General features: G+C 59.1%; 15 protein-coding genes. 4 read left to right on the plus strand and 11 right to left on the minus strand.

Translation table 11 applies throughout. From position 1 onward, the window contains the following. Positions 1-188: 188 nt before the first annotated feature. The 5 genes from AAID99_RS07030 to AAID99_RS07050 all read right to left on the minus strand — a co-directional run bounded on the left by AAID99_RS07030 (position 189) and on the right by AAID99_RS07050 (position 6879). Positions 189-908: a glycine betaine ABC transporter substrate-binding protein gene (locus AAID99_RS07030; RefSeq protein ID WP_498493509.1), complete on the minus strand. Its 720-nt coding sequence runs from the start codon at positions 906-908 to the stop codon at positions 189-191. Between the two features lie 144 nt (positions 909-1052). After that, on the minus strand, positions 1053-2957 hold the full coding sequence (locus AAID99_RS07035; RefSeq protein WP_498493511.1) for a sensor histidine kinase: 1905 nt from the start codon (positions 2955-2957) through the stop codon (positions 1053-1055). Between the two features lie 179 nt (positions 2958-3136). Next, positions 3137-5221 (minus strand): M13 family metallopeptidase, encoded by a 2085-nt coding sequence (locus tag AAID99_RS07040; protein ID WP_498493512.1) that lies wholly within the window; start codon positions 5219-5221, stop codon positions 3137-3139. Positions 5222-5317: 96 nt separating this feature from the next. Beyond that, positions 5318-5959, minus strand: a complete 642-nt coding sequence (locus AAID99_RS07045) for a Dabb family protein (protein WP_498493513.1) — start codon at positions 5957-5959, stop codon at positions 5318-5320. Between the two features lie 95 nt (positions 5960-6054). Beyond that, on the minus strand, positions 6055-6879 hold the full coding sequence (locus tag AAID99_RS07050) for an acyl-ACP desaturase (RefSeq protein ID WP_188426264.1): 825 nt from the start codon (positions 6877-6879) through the stop codon (positions 6055-6057). 119 nt (positions 6880-6998) lie between these two features. On the opposite strand from AAID99_RS07050, the gene bioB reads away from it, so the two are divergent. Continuing rightward, positions 6999-8030: a biotin synthase BioB gene (gene bioB, locus AAID99_RS07055; protein WP_229719699.1), complete on the plus strand. Its 1032-nt coding sequence runs from the start codon at positions 6999-7001 to the stop codon at positions 8028-8030. Between the two features lie 462 nt (positions 8031-8492). Here bioB and AAID99_RS07060 read toward each other — a convergent pair whose 3' ends face one another. Next, positions 8493-10751, minus strand: a complete 2259-nt coding sequence (locus tag AAID99_RS07060; protein ID WP_498493514.1) for a TonB-dependent receptor — start codon at positions 10749-10751, stop codon at positions 8493-8495. Positions 10752-10882: 131 nt separating this feature from the next. Between AAID99_RS07060 and AAID99_RS07065 the strand changes: the two genes are divergently transcribed. Genes AAID99_RS07065 through AAID99_RS07075 form a run of 3 tightly spaced genes read left to right on the plus strand, consistent with a single transcriptional unit; the run spans position 10883 to position 12944 of the window. Further along, the gene (locus AAID99_RS07065; RefSeq protein ID WP_498493515.1) at positions 10883-11161 is read left to right on the plus strand and encodes a hypothetical protein; all 279 of its coding nucleotides are present in this window, start codon (positions 10883-10885) and stop codon (positions 11159-11161) included. Further along, positions 11161-12639, plus strand: coding sequence for a PepSY-associated TM helix domain-containing protein (locus AAID99_RS07070; RefSeq protein WP_498493516.1), 1479 nt, complete (start codon positions 11161-11163; stop codon positions 12637-12639). Before AAID99_RS07065 ends, AAID99_RS07070 begins: the two co-directional genes overlap by 1 nt. Next, the gene (locus AAID99_RS07075; RefSeq protein ID WP_188425904.1) at positions 12636-12944 is read left to right on the plus strand and encodes a hypothetical protein; all 309 of its coding nucleotides are present in this window, start codon (positions 12636-12638) and stop codon (positions 12942-12944) included. Before AAID99_RS07070 ends, AAID99_RS07075 begins: the two co-directional genes overlap by 4 nt. A 74-nt stretch (positions 12945-13018) precedes the next feature. Here AAID99_RS07075 and AAID99_RS07080 read toward each other — a convergent pair whose 3' ends face one another. From AAID99_RS07080 to AAID99_RS07100, 5 genes are read right to left on the minus strand one after another with little or no spacing between them, the layout of a single operon-like run. Beyond that, positions 13019-13822 (minus strand): hypothetical protein, encoded by an 804-nt coding sequence (locus AAID99_RS07080; protein WP_498493517.1) that lies wholly within the window; start codon positions 13820-13822, stop codon positions 13019-13021. Then, complete coding sequence (locus tag AAID99_RS07085) at positions 13819-14784, minus strand: MlaD family protein (protein ID WP_267312559.1); 966 nt, start codon at positions 14782-14784, stop codon at positions 13819-13821. The genes AAID99_RS07080 and AAID99_RS07085 overlap by 4 nt, the downstream gene beginning before the upstream one ends. Further along, the gene (locus AAID99_RS07090; RefSeq protein WP_188425907.1) at positions 14784-15485 is read right to left on the minus strand and encodes a P-loop NTPase family protein; all 702 of its coding nucleotides are present in this window, start codon (positions 15483-15485) and stop codon (positions 14784-14786) included. Before AAID99_RS07090 ends, AAID99_RS07085 begins: the two co-directional genes overlap by 1 nt. Then, on the minus strand, positions 15482-16288 hold the full coding sequence (locus tag AAID99_RS07095; protein ID WP_498493518.1) for an MlaE family ABC transporter permease: 807 nt from the start codon (positions 16286-16288) through the stop codon (positions 15482-15484). Before AAID99_RS07095 ends, AAID99_RS07090 begins: the two co-directional genes overlap by 4 nt. Beyond that, positions 16285-18531, minus strand: coding sequence for an adenylate/guanylate cyclase domain-containing protein (locus AAID99_RS07100; RefSeq protein WP_188425908.1), 2247 nt, complete (start codon positions 18529-18531; stop codon positions 16285-16287). Before AAID99_RS07100 ends, AAID99_RS07095 begins: the two co-directional genes overlap by 4 nt. Between the last annotated feature and the right edge of the window lie 92 nt (positions 18532-18623).

Raw genomic sequence — 18623 nt, forward strand, 5'->3', positions numbered from 1 at the left:
AAACATCATCGCCCACAGATCGTATTTACAAGAATAAAAGTGCCGGACGATCTCTTTTCCGTTCAAACCTGCAACTCTGTTCAGGGCATGGGACAGAAAACCACCGTGCATTGCCTCCACCCGCCAAGCGCGAAGAGTGCCCCATATGCCGCCTTGCCGCAGAAAAGCGACAAGGCGGCAAAAAAGCCTTATCGCGCCACCAGACGCCCGCGCTGCCATGCCTCGGCTGCCTCTTCAGGGTCCATATTATCGACCTGAATGGCATATTCGAGAGCGCTCATCACCTTGTTGCCCAACGTCATCTCGGACAATTCATCGAGCATATCCTGATCGGCACAGGCAGCGACAGACTCACGCACAAGCAGCGCCGCTTCCATCTCTTCCGAAAAACGCGGATCGCTCACCGGCTGGAATGCCTCGTCGTGAAAAAGCGCATGGGGTTGCGCCAGGAACACGACAAATTTCCTGCCAGCTTCGCGCGCGCCCTGCACCGTGCCGAAAAGGACCTCATCTTCACAAATTGTCGGCGTCAGACCCGACAGGTTGGGCGTCTGAGCCAGAACCTGCTGCAATTTCTCCGCATCAGAGCGGGCAACGAACAGGGCTTCCAGCGTGTCGCCAGACAGCTCGGCCGCTGACGACACAGCCTCATAGCTGCCCCAGCAATAATAGGGGCGATAGATTGTGCCCAGAACGCGCATGCCATGCTGGACCAGATCTGCATCACGCGGCAGCCAGGCCGAAACAAGCAGATCGATCGCGCCTTCATCAAGCAGACCAGGCAGCTCCCCCGGATCGGCATCGACGAACTCGACCTCGGCCTCATGGGCATCGAGAACGCGTGCGACCGCGCTCGCACAGCCAGCGTGCAGGGCATTACGCAGATAGCCCAGAGAGATCGTGGTCATGGCGCATCCTTCAGCAAACGAATATCAGGCGAATTGCCTGTGTTCGATCACTTCAGGGCAGGAATGGCAAGAGGATAGTCCGGGTTTGACGCTTTTGGAGCCTCTTCCGGCCATCAACATTTTCATCCCCTGCCCTCATCTCCCTCAATTGCTCTGCGCCTGACGCAACGGAAGGGTAAAGAGCGCATCGCACCCCGTCTCGGGATAGGCTACGGCTGCCGAGCCCTGATGACCGAACCCGGCCTGAAGCAGCCTCGACCCGAACCCTTTCGATTGAGGGGCCGCAACAGGTGGTCCCCCTTCCTCCCGCCAATGCAGGGAGAGGTTTCGACGCGCCTCTTCGTTCACGACCGACCAGACGAGGCTCACCCGCCCCGCCTCGGCGCTGAGTGCCCCGTATTTGGCTGCGTTGGTCCCGAGCTCATGCAGCATCAGACCAAGCGTGGTCGCTGTATTGGGCCCGAGCGAGACCGGGGGGCCCGCCAGATGAAAGCGTTCAATCGGCGCGATGCGGGCCAGCACCTCACGAGCAAGCGTTTCAAGATCACCGCTGCGCCATGCCTGACGCATCAGCAGGTCATGCGCCGACCCCAGGGCCACGAGGCGCTTTTCAAAGGCCTTTACCGCATCGCGATTATCGACCCCGCGCAGACTCTGATTGGCCAGAGCCTGAACCAGAGCCAGCGTGTTCTTGAGACGGTGGGCAAGCTCCTGATGCATTGTCTGCTGGTGGGCGCGTGCTTCAAGAGACGCCGCTGCCACCTGGGCACGGTCAGAGACGGCCCTCAGAAAGGCAAGCTCCTGATCGGTCCAGTCGCGCGGCGTGCAGCACTGGATATAGAGACAATGCGTCAGATGCCCCTGGCTCAGAACCGGCATCAGAAGCTGCGACCTGATCTGGTCTTTGTTGCCATGCTCGGGGACAAGGCAAGGCAGCCAGACATTCTCATGTGCATCGCGCACCGAGAACAACACACCCTGCTCGAGCATATTGAGGGCAACGCTGTAATCGGACCGGTCGTAAGTCCCTGCCGTGCTTGGCAAACCGGCGCTGTGCCAGTCCTGCACGATGCGAAAATGGGTCTCGTCACTGGCCTCGAACAGGGCCCAGCCCGCCCGATCGGCACCGAGCGCATCAGCCAACGCTGAAGCCGCCGCGTGATAGGCTTCCGCGGGCGTGTCCACCTTGCGCAAGGCATCACCAAGAATGACCATTGCCGAAAGCCGATTGGTGGCCACCCTGTCTCGCGTGATATCCTCAAGCGTACCGATGAGGCGCCAGGGTGTTCCCCTTTCATCAGCCTCGATCTCTGCCCTGCGCCTTACCCAGCTTCTGGTCTGGTCTGTCAGGTTTTCGATTGCAAAATCCGTCTCGGGAAACTGGATCTCGTCGCTGATACCCTCTGCAAAATGCAGCAGATCGGTATCCGGCACCGGCATGCAGTTCTGGAACACTTCTATCGGGCATTGCGTGCCGGTCGGCACACCGGTCAGGCGCATCAACTCGGCAGAAAGCGAAATGAGATTGCTTCCGAACCTGATCTCGAACGTGCCGATCCCGGGAAGATCCTCAATCGAGGGTAGGACCGACGGCATTTCGCCCCGCCGCGCGCGCCCTTCCCTTGGGGCTGGCGCCGTAACAGGGCTTTGTTCCGGGCTGTCATCATCCGATCTGGACAGAACGAGCGCAATCTGTCGCTTCAGGGCGTCCATTCCTTTCCGGAACGAGATGGAATCAGGGTCCAGAAACCCATGTGTCAGGAAACAGAGCGTCCCTGCTTCCTGCTCCCGGACGAGCGGAACAGGGACGCGTATCTGAAACACGTAACGCCAGGGGGCCTGCGCCAGCTCGTTCAGCGGTGGCAGCAATTCCTGAACCAGGGGCTGCTGCGGTGCCTTTAGCGGCACTGAAAGACGTGTAGGGAGCGGGCCATAACTGGCCGCCACACTCTGCCGACCGCGATCGGGGAGAGTCACATAGGCGGCAGGGGCCCGCACCAGAGCGGCCGCGACCGTCAAAAGGTCGTGGAGATCGTGCTGGCGCCTCATGAGGCGCCAGGCTTGCAGAAGGTGAACGGATCGGTCGTCTCTTCTGTCGGAGACTGTTCCCTCGCCGTTCCTTGAACGTACATGAAGTTTATTGCACCTTTCGGGCCGTTCGCGGCTGCGTCATGGCGACGCAGACCAAAAAACGGCATCAGGGATATTTAACGAACAACGCGAAAAAATCACCATATTTTAACGCGATCCTGCGGGGCGAGGTAGAGTTTGTCACCCGGCTTGACACCAAAGGCCGCATACCACGCATCGATGTTATGCATCGGCAAATTGACGCGGGCTTCCGGTGCCGAATGCGGGTCTGTCACGGCGCGATTGCGAATGGAATCCTCACGCAGCTTCTGACGCCAGACCTGAGCCCAGCCCAGGAACACGCGCTGATCGCCGGTCAGACCATGCACGACAGGGGCGGGCTTGCCATGCAGCGAGGCATGATAGGCGTCGAGTGCAAGCGTCAGACCACCGAGATCGGCGATGTTTTCGCCCATCGTCAGCTTGCCATTGAGATGCACGCCGGGCAGCACCTCAAACGCATCATACTGCTTGCCGTAACGATCGGCGAGCGCCTGGAAACGCTTGACGTCATCTGGCGTCCACCACTGGTGCAGACGGCCATGCTCGTCATACTGACGCCCCTCATCGTCGAAGGAATGGGTCATTTCATGACCGATCACCCCGCCGATTGCGCCGTAATTGACTGCAGAATCACCATTCGGATCAAAGAAGGGCGGCTGCAGAATAGCTGCCGGGAAGACGATCTCAACCTGGTTGGGATCATTATACGCATTGACCGTCTGCGGGGTCATGAACCACTCGTTGCGGTCGACCTTCGTGTCGAGATGGCCAAGGTTGTACTGCCACTCAAAGGCGATGGCGCGCGCGCCGTTGCCATAGAGGTCACCCGGCTTGATCGTCAGCCCTGCATAGTCGCGCCATTTGTTGGGGTAGCCAACCTGGATCTCGAAATTCTGCAGCTTGCGACCTGCTGCCTCTCGGGTGGCAGGCGCCATCCAAGCATTATGGGCCAGACGATTGGCAAACGCTGCCTTGACGTCCTGCGTGAGCCCCGTGATGCGTGCCTTGGCTGCGGGCGGGAAATAACGCTCGACATAGATCTTGCCGATCGCCCAGCCCATCGCGTCTTCCGTATGGCTGACGGCCTGCTTCCAGCGAACGGGAAGCTGCGGGGAACCCTCGAGCTCATGATCGTAGAAATCGAAGGCCGCCTGCACAAAGCCCTGGCTCAGATACGAAGAGGCATCGCTGGCAAGATGGAAGGCAAGCCAGGAGCGGATCGTCCCGTAATCTGCGGTCGACAGCACCTTGGCCATTCCCGCAAGCGCTGTCGGCTCACCCACAATAATGCGGCGGTTTTCGAGGTTCGACGCAGGGATACCGGCTGATGTCAGGAACCCGGCCCAATCGATACCCGGTGCTTTTTTGGCCAGCTCAGCCACGGTCATCGGGTTGTAGACCTTCACGGGGTCACGCATTTCCGTGCGCGACCACTCAACCTTCGCGAGTTCGGTCTCGAGCGCCACGATCTTTGCGGCTTCCTGCTCGGCACCCGCCCAGTCGATCATGGTCAGGGTCTTGGCGATATAGGCCTGATACGCCTTCTTCTTGGCTGCGAAATCGGGCTTGAGGTAGTAATCGCGATCCGGAAGACCGAGCTTGCCCTGATGCAGGAGCAGCGCATATTCGCCGGGATTATTGTCATCCGCGTTGATGATCAGAGAAAAAGGAGCGTACTGAAAGCCGAATGCTGCCTGGCCGAACAGATGTGCCAGCGATGCAGCGTCTTTCACGCCCCGCACGGTGTCGAGATCAGCCTTGAGCGGGGTCGCACCCAGCTTGTCTGCCTGAGCCGTATCAAGAAAAGTCGCATAGAATGCGCCGAGCTTTTCCTCGGTTGTTTTCGGATCAGCGGCAGGATGCTTGCCTGCCTCGCTCAGGATCTTCTGCACGCGCTCACGTGCCGTCTCGGCAAGAATGATAAACGGACCGAAAGAGGCGCGATCTGCCGGAATGACGATGTTCTTCAGATACGTGCCATTGGCATACTGAAAGAAATTATCGCCCGGTCGTACCGCCTTGTCCATGCCAGCCATGTTGAAGCCCCAGCTCGGATCATAGGGCTTGACGCTGGCGTCATCGGCCTTCGCTTTCGGAGCAGAGGTCTGAGCCGAAGCAGACTGCACGGTCAGAGCAAGAACGCTGACAGCACCGAGCCAGAGCGAGGAAGCGCGTTTCATTTTTCTGGTCACTAGGCAGCCTTTTCCACAAATAAGCTTCAGGTCCCGCCTTCCCGTAAGGCGGGACACATTATGCAACGTTATGACAGTTTTTGTTCAACGGCGAGTCTGGCTGCCAGCCTTGTGAGACGTACCCTTGTGCCCGCTCGGCTCGAGACTGGCCGTGGCCAGAACATCGAAATCGAACACCACAACCTTCTCGAGAGCCGGGGCTGCAAATGTCTTGAACGCCTCATGCGCCGGATCGAACCAGGCCGGATCCATGATCACGGGTTTGCCGACATAGAAGTTGCGATCACCCTCGGAGGCAAAGGTCACAATAAAGGCCTGCTGCAGACCGGCATCGACCCCCTCGCCGCTGTTCTGCACGCCCATCTCGATCGACTTGACCGGATGCGTGCCATCGGGGCGACGTGAGTCCTGCACGAGCCTCAGAAAACGCGATGTCACCTCGGCACGCATGGCGGCCGTCGCGCTCGATTTATAGCGGAACATCACGATATGGCGCACCAGACCGGGGCGCCAGCTTGGCGAGGTAAACTGCGGCAGACCGACCTGCGCGGCGAGGCCGCGTGCGGCCATTGTGCCGCCATCGGCGACGGGAGGCAGGGCGACCGGCCCCGATGAGGCGATCGGCAGGGAATATGGATCTGCCATGACAGGCGTTGCTGCAAGCGTCAGCACGCCACCGGAAATGATCGCCCCCATAAGGGTAAGGCGTGAAAGATGAGACAGCACAGCTATAACGCTCCACGGTGTTGGTTCTGATCCATCTTAGAGCAGGAACGCACCGTGAGAGGGCTTAATTTGTCGTAGGACAGAAAACGCTTTCGTTATGAAGCGGCCAGAGACCGCCTGAAACGCTTCGCCTTGAACTGGATCAGCTGATACATCGCCTTGGCAACCAGCACCTGAACCTTCGAATGCGGCGTAAAGCCGATGGTCTTGAAGATCATGCTGGTCACGCGGTTGATATGCTTGAGCTGATAGCACCCCATTGCCCGCGCCATATAGGCGGCAATGCACTTCTTGTGATCATAGGGCGTGTTGGCTGACATATTGGTGGTGTAATAAGCCGTCGCCAGCTCGTCATCCTCACTCTCGGTCACACGACCAAGCGCGATCTTCGTGCGCTGCCATACGCTCAGCTTCTCGCGCTTCAGATAGCGATGCATGTGGTCGTAGAAGAGCTTGAAATGCCGGTATTCATCGGCAGCGATCTGCTTGCAGATCGCCTTGAGAACCGGCTCATCTGTTGCATCGGCCATGGCGGTATAGAAAGACGATGTCCCTGTCTCAACCATGCAGCGCGCGATCAGCTCGCCCGTGCGCGACCCACGGATCGAGGCATCGACATCCTGCTCGATATGATACGTGCCGCGATAGCGTTCGAACGCCTTCATGTAGTCCCAGCTCGGGTCAGCGAGCATGGCCCATTTGCCAAGCGCATCGCCGTGCTGCACCTCTTCGACCGCCCAGTTATCCGCTGCCTGACGGAAATCCGGGTCGCCCACGAAGACGTTGCCGAGATAGACCGCATAATCGAGCCCGTTCCGCTCGACCACAGCCGCCGCCTTGATGACCGGAATGATGTCCGGGTCCACGCGGGATGCATCGAAAGCATCCCAATCCATCTGATCGATGCGCCAATGTTTCATGACGCAGTGATGACATGAATGCGCCATTTTGGGTAGACATCTCGCGCAGATGGGTGACAAGCGCCCCCTTGCTGTGGCATCGCTGCCGGAGCTTTTTCATTTTCAAATATTTTGGAGCCATGCCCCGCATGTCCCTCGATACGCTGACCCGTGATCCGGTCCTTCCCCGCGAAATCCGCACCCAGGCAAGCTGGAAACCCGAGATCAGGCATGACTGGACACGCGACGAAGTGGCGGCCCTGATCGACCTGCCTTTTCCGGAGCTGATCTTTCGCGCCCAAATGGCGCATCGCGCCTATTTCGACCCGACGCGCGTGCAGATCTCGACCCTGCTTTCAATCAAGACGGGCGGCTGCCCTGAAGACTGCGCCTATTGCCCGCAAAGCGCCCTGCACGAAAAGAGCGTGAAGGCCGAGCGTCTGATGGCCGTGGAAAAGGTGCTGACGGAAGCACGCGCCGCCAAGGCTGCGGGTGCCGGTCGCTTCTGCATGGGCGCTGCATGGCGCTCGCCCAAGGAACGTGACCTCGATACGGTCTGCGCCATGATCGAAGGCGTGAAATCGCTTGGTCTCGAGACCTGCGTCACGCTCGGCATGCTCGATGGCGACCAGTCACGCCGCCTGAAGGAGGCCGGTCTCGATTATTACAACCATAACCTCGACACCTCGCCCGAGTATTACGACAAGATCATCACAACCCGCACCTATCAGGATCGTCTCGACACGCTCTCGAATGTGCGCGAAGCTGGCATCAATGTCTGCTGTGGCGGCATCGTCGGTATGGGTGAGGATGAGAGCGACCGCGCTGGCCTGATCGCCACACTGGCTTCCCTGCCCCAGCATCCTGAGAGCGTGCCCATCAACCTGCTCGTACGCGTCGAGGGCACGCCACTCGCCGAAGCCGAGGCTGTCGATCCCATCACATTCGCCCGCATCGTGGCAGCTGCGCGTATCACCATGCCCGCCAGCCATGTGCGTCTGGCGGCAGGACGCGAACTGATGAGCGACGAAGCCCATGCTCTGGTGTTTCTCGCCGGCGCCAATTCGATCTTCTGTGGTGACAAGCTGCTGACCACCCCCAACCCTGCAGAGCACCGCGACCGCAAGCTTCTGGCCAATCTCGGCATGAAGCCGATGACCGAAGGGCACTAAGCGCCTTCGCTTGATAGAGACAGGAAAGGCCGGCTCCGAGACGGACTGGCCTTTTTCATGCCTCATCTCCGACTGATCGGCACGGATCACGGAAGGAAATTGTCCCTTCCCTGATCATCCCGCGCCTTATGGCCTGTATGGGTGCTGTTATTTGCCTGCCATGTTTGCGGGAAGAGTGCGCACTGCAATCGCCAGAGTGAGCCACCAGCGCAGGTCAAATCGTGCCCCCAGGGTTTCTGCTATCCTGCCTCAAAAGGCCCCCCCCCTAGGCCGCTTTGTCCATGACCGCGAGGCACCCGATTTCTCTAGCCCGCCCTGCCCCCTCCCCGCCCGGGAAGGAGGGGCACAAGGCGGCACAAAACAAAAAAGCCAACCTAAAGGTTGGCTTTTCGACAAACGGAAGACCTGTAGCGCCTTAGTAAAAACGAGAAGTGCATCAACACCCCTCTCGTCTTCCGTGGCTCAGAAATCGGCCGTGACAGAGAATTTGAACGTGCGCGGCAGGCCCTGAAGCAGATAGCCACCGAAAGCACTCTCCCAATAGCGCGTATTGGCAAGGTTATCGACACCAAGACGGGTCGTGATGGCCTTGTGCTCGACCACGAAGCTGTAACGTGCCCCGACATCGAAGCGTGTCCAGTTCGGTACGCGCAGCTTGTTGAGGTTGTCGGCATATTGGTGACCGGTCTGGATCACACGCCCGGTAAGCGTCGCGCCACGAATGAACGGCAGATCATATTCAAGATTGCCGTTGATCGTATAGCCCGGCACGCCGATGGAGCGATTGCCGTCATAAAGCCCCCCCGATGTGCGGCGCTGGCTGGCATCAATGATCGACGTGCCACCATTGAAGCGCAGACCCTTCATGATCTCGCCATTGACGGTGAATTCGATACCCCGGTTACGCTGCAATCCGTTGACCGAGAAAATGCTGTTGCTGGTGCCTGCAATGGCAGAGGTATAGGCATTGGGCTGATCGATCTGGAAAATCGACACAGCGGTCGAGAACCGGCCGATATCGTATTTTGCCCCGAGTTCGTACTGTACCGTCTGATAGGGCGGGAAGATCTGACCGAGATTGACGACCTGACCGGTGGCCTGCGGGCCGGGGGCCAGCCCTTCGATACGGTTGAAATAGATTGAGGTCTGTCGCGTGGGATGCACCACAAGACCGACAACCGGCGTGAACGCGCCCTGATCGTAAGACGTCGTGCTGGCACCGTAATTATAGGCAACCGTCTTGATTGCCTGATAGCGGAAGCCCGCCGTCAGCGCCACGCGGCCATGAAAAGCAGAGACGGTGTCAGAGAAGAAAAGGCTCCAGAGCCGCACCCGGTTGTTCAATTGGGGATTGTCGATATTTCCGCCAATCCATGTCTCAGGCTGTGCCGTGGCATGACGTATCGGATTATAGATATTATTGGCCTGATTGGTGAGGGCGAAAGCGTATGCAGTCGCTGTATCTTCCCACAGGCCCGAACCACCAGCATTGACTTCATGCTTGATGCCACCAGTGTTGAAATGCGCGCGCAGCCCGGCCTGTGTGCTCTTGTTGGTCTGCACATAGGGCACATACATCGCCCCGTTATAGCCTGCGCCGGTCTGGCTGTTGGTTACGTAGGTGCTGCCGTAATTGCCCTTTTCGTTGCCACCCAGACCACCGAACTGCGCATACGCGGTCAGGTATTTGCTGAAATCATGCTCGACCTTGAGCTTGCCATAGATGTAGTTGAGCTCGGTATAGGTCCAGGGCTGACCATAATTCGTCCCTGCGCCCGGGACCTTCGGTACCGAGGTGACGCCGCTCAGAAACACGCCACCGCGACCGCCATTCACGCCCTGGTTCTCATAGGCCATGTCGATGGTCACCCGCGTGCGGTCGGCACGATCATGCCAGTCGAAACCACCACCTACGGCCACCTGATGCCGCTTTTCACGGTCAATGGCCGTAACACCGCTGCGACCAGCCACATTGATGCGCACGCCGAACTGCTTGTCCTGACCGAAACGGCGCCCCACATCGACGGCACCGCCGCCCATCGACGAGCTCGTATAGTCGCCCGTGACACGCGTCAGAGGCGTATCGCCCGCATGCTTGAATTCGAGATTGATGTTGCCGCCCTGCGCCGTGCCACCAGGCGCCGCACCGTTCAGGAAGGCACTGGCACCGTTGAGAACCTGAACCTGCTCATAAAGCTGGGGGGAGACAAGCTGGCGCGGCGTGATGCCATACAGCCCGTCAATCGCGACATCATCGCCGTAAACGGGAAATCCACGGATGACAAACTGTTCCGAGAAATTGCCATAACCCAGCGTCGTGCGCACGGTCGGGTCGTTCATCAGCACTTCACCCAGCGTCTGTGACTGCTGGTTCAGGATCAGGGCTGAGGTATAGCTGCGTACGTTGAAGGGCACATCGAGCCCCTTCTTGTTACCCAGTGCACCGAGATTACCGCCAGACTTCACTTCCATGCGGTTCTGGCGCTGTGCCTTCACCTCGATCTGCTCATCCGACGAAAGCTCTCTACCCCCGGATGATGCGGCGGCCTGTTTCTGGGCGGGTTTACCTTGTTTTTGTTGTGCCTGTGCTTGAACATTCGTCTGATCCTGTGCGCGCGCCTCGCAGGCAAGAGCGGCAGACATCATCAGAAAGGCAGAAAATGCGATGCGCTGTGAGCGCTTACGCAGAGGATTGACGGTAATCAGGGCCGAACTGTTCAAGAGGGTGATCTCATTGACAAGGGGTAAATGACGCGGTCAAATAGACGCGATTAAGAAACGATCGCAACTAAACTTTGGCCCTTCCGACGGTCTTTCGTCAGGAAAAGCAGGCCCTGTTGCACAGGAACCACATGCGAAAGAGTCTCAAAAAAAAACATGACCGAAAGCTGATCCGTGCCTGGACCCTGCGGCTCATACTGGGCATCGCGTTCGTCTATATTGCGGGTATCGGTGTGCTCTCCCTCTTTCGCCGCATGGGCGGAGAGCCTTTCATGAATGTCGGGTTTCTGTGTGCCTTTGCCCTCATGCCCGCCCTGCTGCTCGTGCTTTTCTCAATCCCGCCCCGCCGAAAGCGTAATATCGTGCCCAGCCTTGCCCTGCTTGCCCCCTGTCTCGGATGGCTCTTCTGATGCGAGACACGCTTCGCATCCGCATGGGATGGCTTCACGAGTGGGTAGGATTCATCGGCGGGCTTATTCTGGTTGTCGTATTCACCGGAGGCTCACTGGCTCTGTTCGATACCGAACTGACCCACTGGATGCAGCCGGAACTCTCCCGCTATCAACCGTCCCCCCTGAGCGATGACGCGCTCAACCGGATCGGCAGACTGGCGCAGGACCTGCACAGCCAGGGCCAGAACGCCTTCATCACCCTGCCGACGCCACGCGACCCCATGCTGCGCGTCCAGTATTTCAACGGCCATGCCTTTATCGGCACAGTCTATAATCCGGCGGACGGCTTTCCCATTCTCACGCGTGAGACCGGCGGCGGGCAGCTCTTTTTCGACCTGCACCACTCCCTCTATTACGGCCCCTTCTGGGGGAACATGCTCACCGAAATCGCTGCAATCGGCCTTCTCGTGGCCGTCGTGTCAGGGGTCATCATCCATTTCCGCAGCATTCTGACCGATCTCCTGCTGTTCCGACCCTTCGCCTCGAAAACGCGCGCCTGGATGGATGCGCATATTCTGGCTGGCCTGCTGTTTCTGCCCTTCATGGCAATGATGGCCTATACCGGCGCCGTCATTCACGCCCCGCGCCTCTTTCCGATGTTCGGCATGGGGCATCATGGCAGGCCGAGCCATGAGCGACCGGCACACCCTCAGGGCGGTCGGGCACCCGGAAACGGGCAGAACGCTCCTGCCCTCGCGCCCCTCGCACCGATGCTGCACAAGGCCGAAGCCGTTCTTGGAGCCGATACAGTCGGTCTGATCCTGTTCGAACGGGGCACGGTATCGATGACAAAAGCCGATTCCGCGTCTTTCGCCCTGTCACGCGATCACGTGACCTTTTCCGAGAAAGACGGTAGCCAGATCGCCGTCGTCCAGATACCGGATAATCTTCACCGCATCGGCGGCGTGCTACGTGGTCTGCATTTCATTCGCTGGGCATCCTTGCCCATGCGCTGGCTCTATTTCATTTCCGGTCTTGTCGGCAGCATCATGATGTCAGGCGGCCTGATCCTGTTCCTGATGAAACACCGCCCCAAAAAGGCGCGGAGCTTTTTGTTCCGCCTGGCCGAGACGCTGACCATTGCCGTAACGACGGGCCTGCCTCTTGCCTGTCTTTCCTATCTCTGGGCCAATCGTCTTTTCTGGTCGGATCTGCCTGCTCGCGGCGCCTTAGAGATCCGGACCTTCTTTATTGTCTGGGCTCTGGCCCTCATTCATGCTGCCCTACGCAGCTTCAGTGCAAAACCGAGACGAGGCTGGAACGAGCAATGCGCAGTTTTTGCGGCTTTCGCGCTGACGCTTTTCCCGCTCGATCTGCTGACGCGCAGCGCAAACGGTTTTCTCAACGGTTTCGATGTTTATAAATCTGTCGATCTGACGGTTTTCTGCTTCGGTCTTGCAGCGCTTTTCATCCATCGCAGGCTTGTCGCCCTATGATCATCATCATCATCGCCACATCCTTCTGGGCCGTTGCCCTCTTCGCCCATGCGATGCTGCAACCCAAATTCCTGCGGGTGCAGGGCATCGCGCCTGTGCCCCGCCTTCCCCTGCATCTCTGCCGGATTGTCCTGCCCGTTCTGGCTGCCTTCCTGTGCTGCCAGCTCGACCTGATTTCCGGCGTGCTCGTGTGGTTTGGCTCCGCCTCTATCGCCGGGCTTTTTGCCTCTGCCTTTCTGACGATCATGTCCGTCAGGGCCATGAAACGCCCGACACTGACGAATCAGCCAACGAAGATTGCCTGAAACCGGGTTCGTCCGCCTTTGGCGGGCGCTACCGGTTCAACAGGGCGTCCCAACAGGACCGCAAGAGAACGGCCTCAGGGCTTCTTTTCAGCCTCAGCCCGGCTTTCAGCGGCGCGCTGGGCATAGGAAGCGGCCTTGTTCAACTGACCTGCCCCTCTTGCCGCATTGGCTGCGCAGTCGAGACCGCGCGCCATACCGCGATAATCCAGAATATCCCGACGCAGGGTTACAGCCCTCAATGCCTCGTTCTCGGCCTCGTCATAGGCTCCCTGACGCAGCGCCAGGCGAGACTCGATTTCAGCGCGATCGGCCTGTTCGAGCAAAGGCGGTTTGGCAGAATGCGGCAGGGCATCGCGCGCGCTGGCGAGAGTTTTCACATCCCCCAGCCCATCTGCAGCAAGCCCCGTAAGGAAGGCGCGCCGCTCACCCAATGCCGGATCGCTGGTCTGAATACGCCCGCCAGCCTCAAGGGCTGCCTGATACTGACCAAGGCGACAATAGGCCGCCATCGCAACAAGCTCCAGCTCTGCGCCAGCCGTCGCCCCACGCAGAGTCAGAGCACGATGCGTCTCCGCAACGGTGCCCAGAGCCGCCTGAGGGTCGCCCATTCCGAGCTGCGCCACGGCCAGATTATAGCCTGCATCGTCGATCGCCACGGCATCGTCACGCAGCAGGGCACGATCATAAGCCGTCTGGAACTGCGCCCGGGCCTGTTCGGCTCGGGTCATGTCGAACGCTTCGCGCCCGACATCCATGGCATTGGCGTAGTCCTGATCGGTGCGTACCCCGCCATGATCGCCCGCGCCGCCGCAGGCAGTCAGACCAGCAAGAGCGCTGACCGCTACAAGAGCCCGGTATCCTCGGATCTGGGATCTCATGGCTTGATATCTCCGGCGCGCAATTTGCGCGGCGTTGCCTTGCCTGAGCTGCCTCCCAGAATCCAAAGGCTGCGCAGTTGGTCGGTCAGTTTCTTGAGACTGTTCGCCGTTGCCTGGGCCTGGGTCAGCAGAGCGGGAAGCTGGGCGCTCGCCTCATTCATATGCGCCATCGTCTCCTTGAGTTGCGGCGTGGCCTTCTTCACGTCATTGCTGCTCGAGCGCAGATTACTCATTGTGCCTTCGGTCTGCTTCAGCACGCCCGAAACCTGTGCCTCGATGGGCTTCAGACGCTCGATTGAGTCCTGCAGCGACTTGAGAACGTCATCGGCATGGTTGAGCAGCTTGTCATCCATGATGATCCCGCCAACCGATCCCTTCCCTGCACGAATGGCGTTCGTGACCGTTGCCAGATCAGCCATGATCCTGTCGGCATTATGCAGGCTGGGCATCATACCAGCGCGGATATCAGCAATGGTCTTGGTGATCATATCGGCAGGGTTGGGCTCGACCGTAGCCTCCAGCTCGGCAAACTCCCAGTCCATTGCCGGCCCCTTGCTGCGCTCCAGCTCGATATAGCTCGCGCCGGCCACGACAAAGCGATGACGGATGATCGCGCGACTGTCCTTGCGGATATAGGGCTCGAACTGCGGATCAATATCAGCAATCGCATACATGTTGCCATGCGGGTTGATCTTTACCGAGCGGATAGACCCGATACGAATGCCCATGAGCTCGATATCGTTACCGACGGCGAGCCCGGCGATGCCACTTTCAGGCAGGTTGAAATGCAGCTTGCCGGAAGGCGTCAGCCAGTCGCGCAGCACACCCGCCTCGATGATCGCGAAAATGAACAGACCGAATGTCGCCATCACGAGAATGCCGACCCATTCATCTGCGTAGCGGATACGCATCAGCGGTCGTGAACGGCCATCGGCCTCGGAATTGGAGCGTACGCGAAACATCACACCACCTGCTTCATTGGCATCAGACCTTCATCCAGCAATCTGAAACGCTGTGTGCCCATGGCATTGTAGCCATGCCAGAGTTCCGGCTCCCGCGAGAACCAGATGACACCACAGCCGCGTTCCCGTGCTGCGGTCAGTTCGGCAAGAAAGGCCGTCATCATATCGGCATTCTCCTGTTCGACAGGGTCTTCCAGCAGGAGCAGGCGTGGCTCCCCCAGAAAGGCCCTGACGCAGGCAGCCTTTGCCCGGTCAGCCTTGCTCAGCCTGCCGGGCGCCAGGCTTGGCAAACCCGGAAGTCCGAAGCGCCGGGCCAGAGCCGTCGCTTCATCAACGAGATCCTGCGTCGGCGTGCGCGTGTGATGCAGCTGCTGGACAAGGATGTTCAGATCGGTCCCGAAGAGATCGATCCATGCCCCCTGCTGCATCACCCGCCCGATCCTGCCACGCAACGCCCAGGCGCGCGTCTCGGCGAGCTTCTCCCAATCAAGGCCCAGACACAGTGCATGACCCGACACGAGTGGCGTCAATCCGCTACACAGATCGGCAAAGCGCGTCGCCCGCAGCGGATCGCGGCAGGCGATCAACAGGCAATCGCCGGGCATGAGACGCAAAGAATAAGGAATAGACGCCAGTCCGCTTTCTTCAAAAACCGGCAGGGCTTCTCTCAATTCCAGCACAGCAGAAAGATCATCGCTCATGCGACAGCCACCCCGAGAATGACATTCACGATCATGATCACCATAATGCCACGGGCAAAGCCACGCGGCAGCAGCGTTGCCAGCGTATCGCTGCGCGTGGCGTCGAGACCGGTCAGCTGGGTAGCCAGGCTGAGCAGAAATCCGCTGAGAACCAGTTTGAGCGGAATGCCGATATAATCGATCGGCTTCATGGCGCCGACAATGTCGTAAAGAAACGTCCAGAGTGGCATCGTGATGATGGCGTGCAGTCTGCATACGCCATAACCCACTGAAAGCGCGATAACACTGAACACAACGCCAAGTGTGAACGAAGCGAGCATTGTCGCCAGAGCGCGCGGCATTACCAGTGTCAGAAACGGATCGATGCCCTGAGCCTGGAGTGCACGAAGCTCTCCTCCGATCGTCAACTGCCCAAGCTGTGTCAGGCTGAGCATGGCGCTCCGGCCGAGAAGGATGATGCCGACCAAAACAGGCGCGATTTCACGCACCAGAACCGTCGCAAGGAGGGAATCCGTCGTATCCGCCATTCCCGCAATGCCGAGCCAGTAGATAGCTTGCGCCACAATGCCGAACCCCGTCAGCGCTGCCGTAAAGAGCGTGCTGAAAAGCCCGCCTCCTGCCGACTGACGCAGCGTGCTCTTGAACTCGTAGATGACGGTGCGACGCCATGAGGTGGGGCGAGATGCTTCTCGCACAACCCCCCAGCTTGCGCCGACGAGCATGAGTGTGAAGCGAAGCTGTCGTCGCGTCAGCCCGCCCAGACGGTGCAGAAAGCGCCGATAAAAAGGTAGCTCTTCTCTCACCGCCGCGCCGCCAGCACATAAGTATTGGTGATACCCAAGGCAGGCAGATAAAACATGCCGCGCGGTCGGAAGAGATAAAAATCGCGCAGCAGCGCATGGGCCGCTTCGGATACCTGGATAGTGCCCGCATCGGGTGCGCTGACTGCCAGAAGCTCGGACGTTTGCGGCGCCTCTCCCCAGACGTTGAACACCTCCGGCTCCTTGCCGAGCGTTGCTCCGAAGGCACGGCCGACATCAAGGCCGATCCGGAAATTGGGCGTCAGATCGGCATCGGACAAAGTGATCAGAGCCAGCTCGCGCAACGCAAGAAGCGCATCGGCCACACGACGCGCGGCCTCTGGATCAGGCTCCTGCGAACACCCGCCGATCAGAACGAGGCGGCTCCCCAGAACCTGAGCGGAAAACAGATTCTGCTGCTGGACCACCTCCTGAAATTTTTCGACGAGATCCTGCACGATCGGAATCAGGGCAACGTCGCTTTCGGTCGTGGAGTCCTGAAACAGCACCGTTGCGACAGGCACCATGGCGTATTGACCCGAGGCAAGCTCACCGGCACCCCGCCTCTCTGGCGCAGCGATAAACCCCTCGCTCAGGCGCGCTTTAATGCTCGCGGATTCCTCACGGCGTTGCGGGGCCGGCTTTGCGGTACTGCTTTCATCTTCGCGCATGGCCGCAAACCGTATGGCCGCGACCTCAGCAACAATGGCGATGATATGCGACACTGCGTGGGGCCGGATCGCATCTTCAAGCACGACCATGCCGATAACAAGGCCGCGCGCGAGGATGGGCTGGATATAGACCGATTTTGAGCCGATCTGCGCCATGACCATGCGCTGGAACGTACGCAGGCCTTCTTGACTTGCGGCATGATCGCTCTCGATCACTTCGCCTGCCATCAATTGCGTAAAGAAGTTCTTCAGATCGCTATGCGACAACTCCATGCCAGCACTATGCGCTTCGGTAGCACTGTCATAGGAATCCTCGCAAAGCAGCCGTTCATCGTCACCGACGGAGCGCCAGAACCCCACACGTCTTGCCTTTGCGAGTTCAGCCAGTCTCTGGGTGAGCAAGGGGGCGTCCTGCGTCGGATCGAGAAGATGAGGTGTCCCCGCCATCGCATTGAGAGCCCGGCTCTCGGCTTTCACCTGCGCACGCTCAAAGCCGATCTGCCGGCGCAGACGCTCGGTCCTGCGATTCTGACGCACCAGAAAACCCGCCAGAAGCGCGGCAAGCACAACAATCACAAGCGAAAAGAGAAGTCCCTGTCGTCCAGCGGCCGCCGCAAAGGCGGCAAAATCGTCTTCGGGCGCATTCAGCAGCAAGACCCAACCCGGCCTTATCTTGTGCAGCGAGGCCATGATGGTGACATACTGCGTGTCATGCGCCTTGATGAGGTGTACCCCCGCGCCATAGATGTGGAACAGGGAGAGCGCTCTGGTGAAGACGGGTTGCGTCTGCGGATCGAGCAGCATCTTGTCAAACTGCCAATCGGCCTTGCGTGCCACATCCAGCAGATTATTGCCCGCTATCATGCGGCCTTCCTTGTCGACCACGACCGCCTTGCCGCTTTTTCCGATCTTGATGGCCGCAAGGAAATCAGTCAGCCGGTTAAGGGAAATATTGATCGCAAAAACTGCCTGATGACCGTCAGATGTATGGAGAACGCTCGCTGCAGTAACAATCAGCTGCTCGGTCGCGACGGTCGGATAAGGATCGGACCAGTTCAGATCGGGATGCTCGAAGGCCCCTTTGTACCAAGGGCGCTGACGCGGGTCATAATCCTTTCCCGGCGTATCCATGACGCGAACGAGCTTGCCGCCCTTGTCGTAATACCAGTGTCGGAAAACGTTCTTGTCGCGCAGCAGATGCACCCATTCCATACCATCGCTGATTGCCTCTGGGGCGCGATCAATAAACCAGAAGGACCCGCGATCATCAGCCAGATAAAAGCTTTCAACCTGGGTGACATTGCGTAGCATGGAGGCGCCATACGCTAGGAAGACCCGGGGAGGTTCATCGGTGACAGGGTCGGTCAGCAGATCACGTGCCACGATGGCGGTCGCCGGAGCTGGCGCGAGATAATCCGACACTTCTTGCGTGATGTTTTTCTGTTCTTCGCTGAGCAGGTCCTGGGAAAGCGAGATCACGCCATTGCGTGTCTTGTGGTAGGAGTGCAGCGTAACGATGACGATCACCACAATAACGAGCACAACCCCAAGAATGGGGGCGACGAGCTCGATCAAACGGCGCCTTCTTGTTTCGGCTTCCGGATCAGCCGGATCTATAATCTCGGAAACAGGCAAGAATCACGCCTCCCAGGATCTCCCCTTCCGAG

Source organism: Asaia sp. Ae19-3 (genome assembly GCF_059801175.1).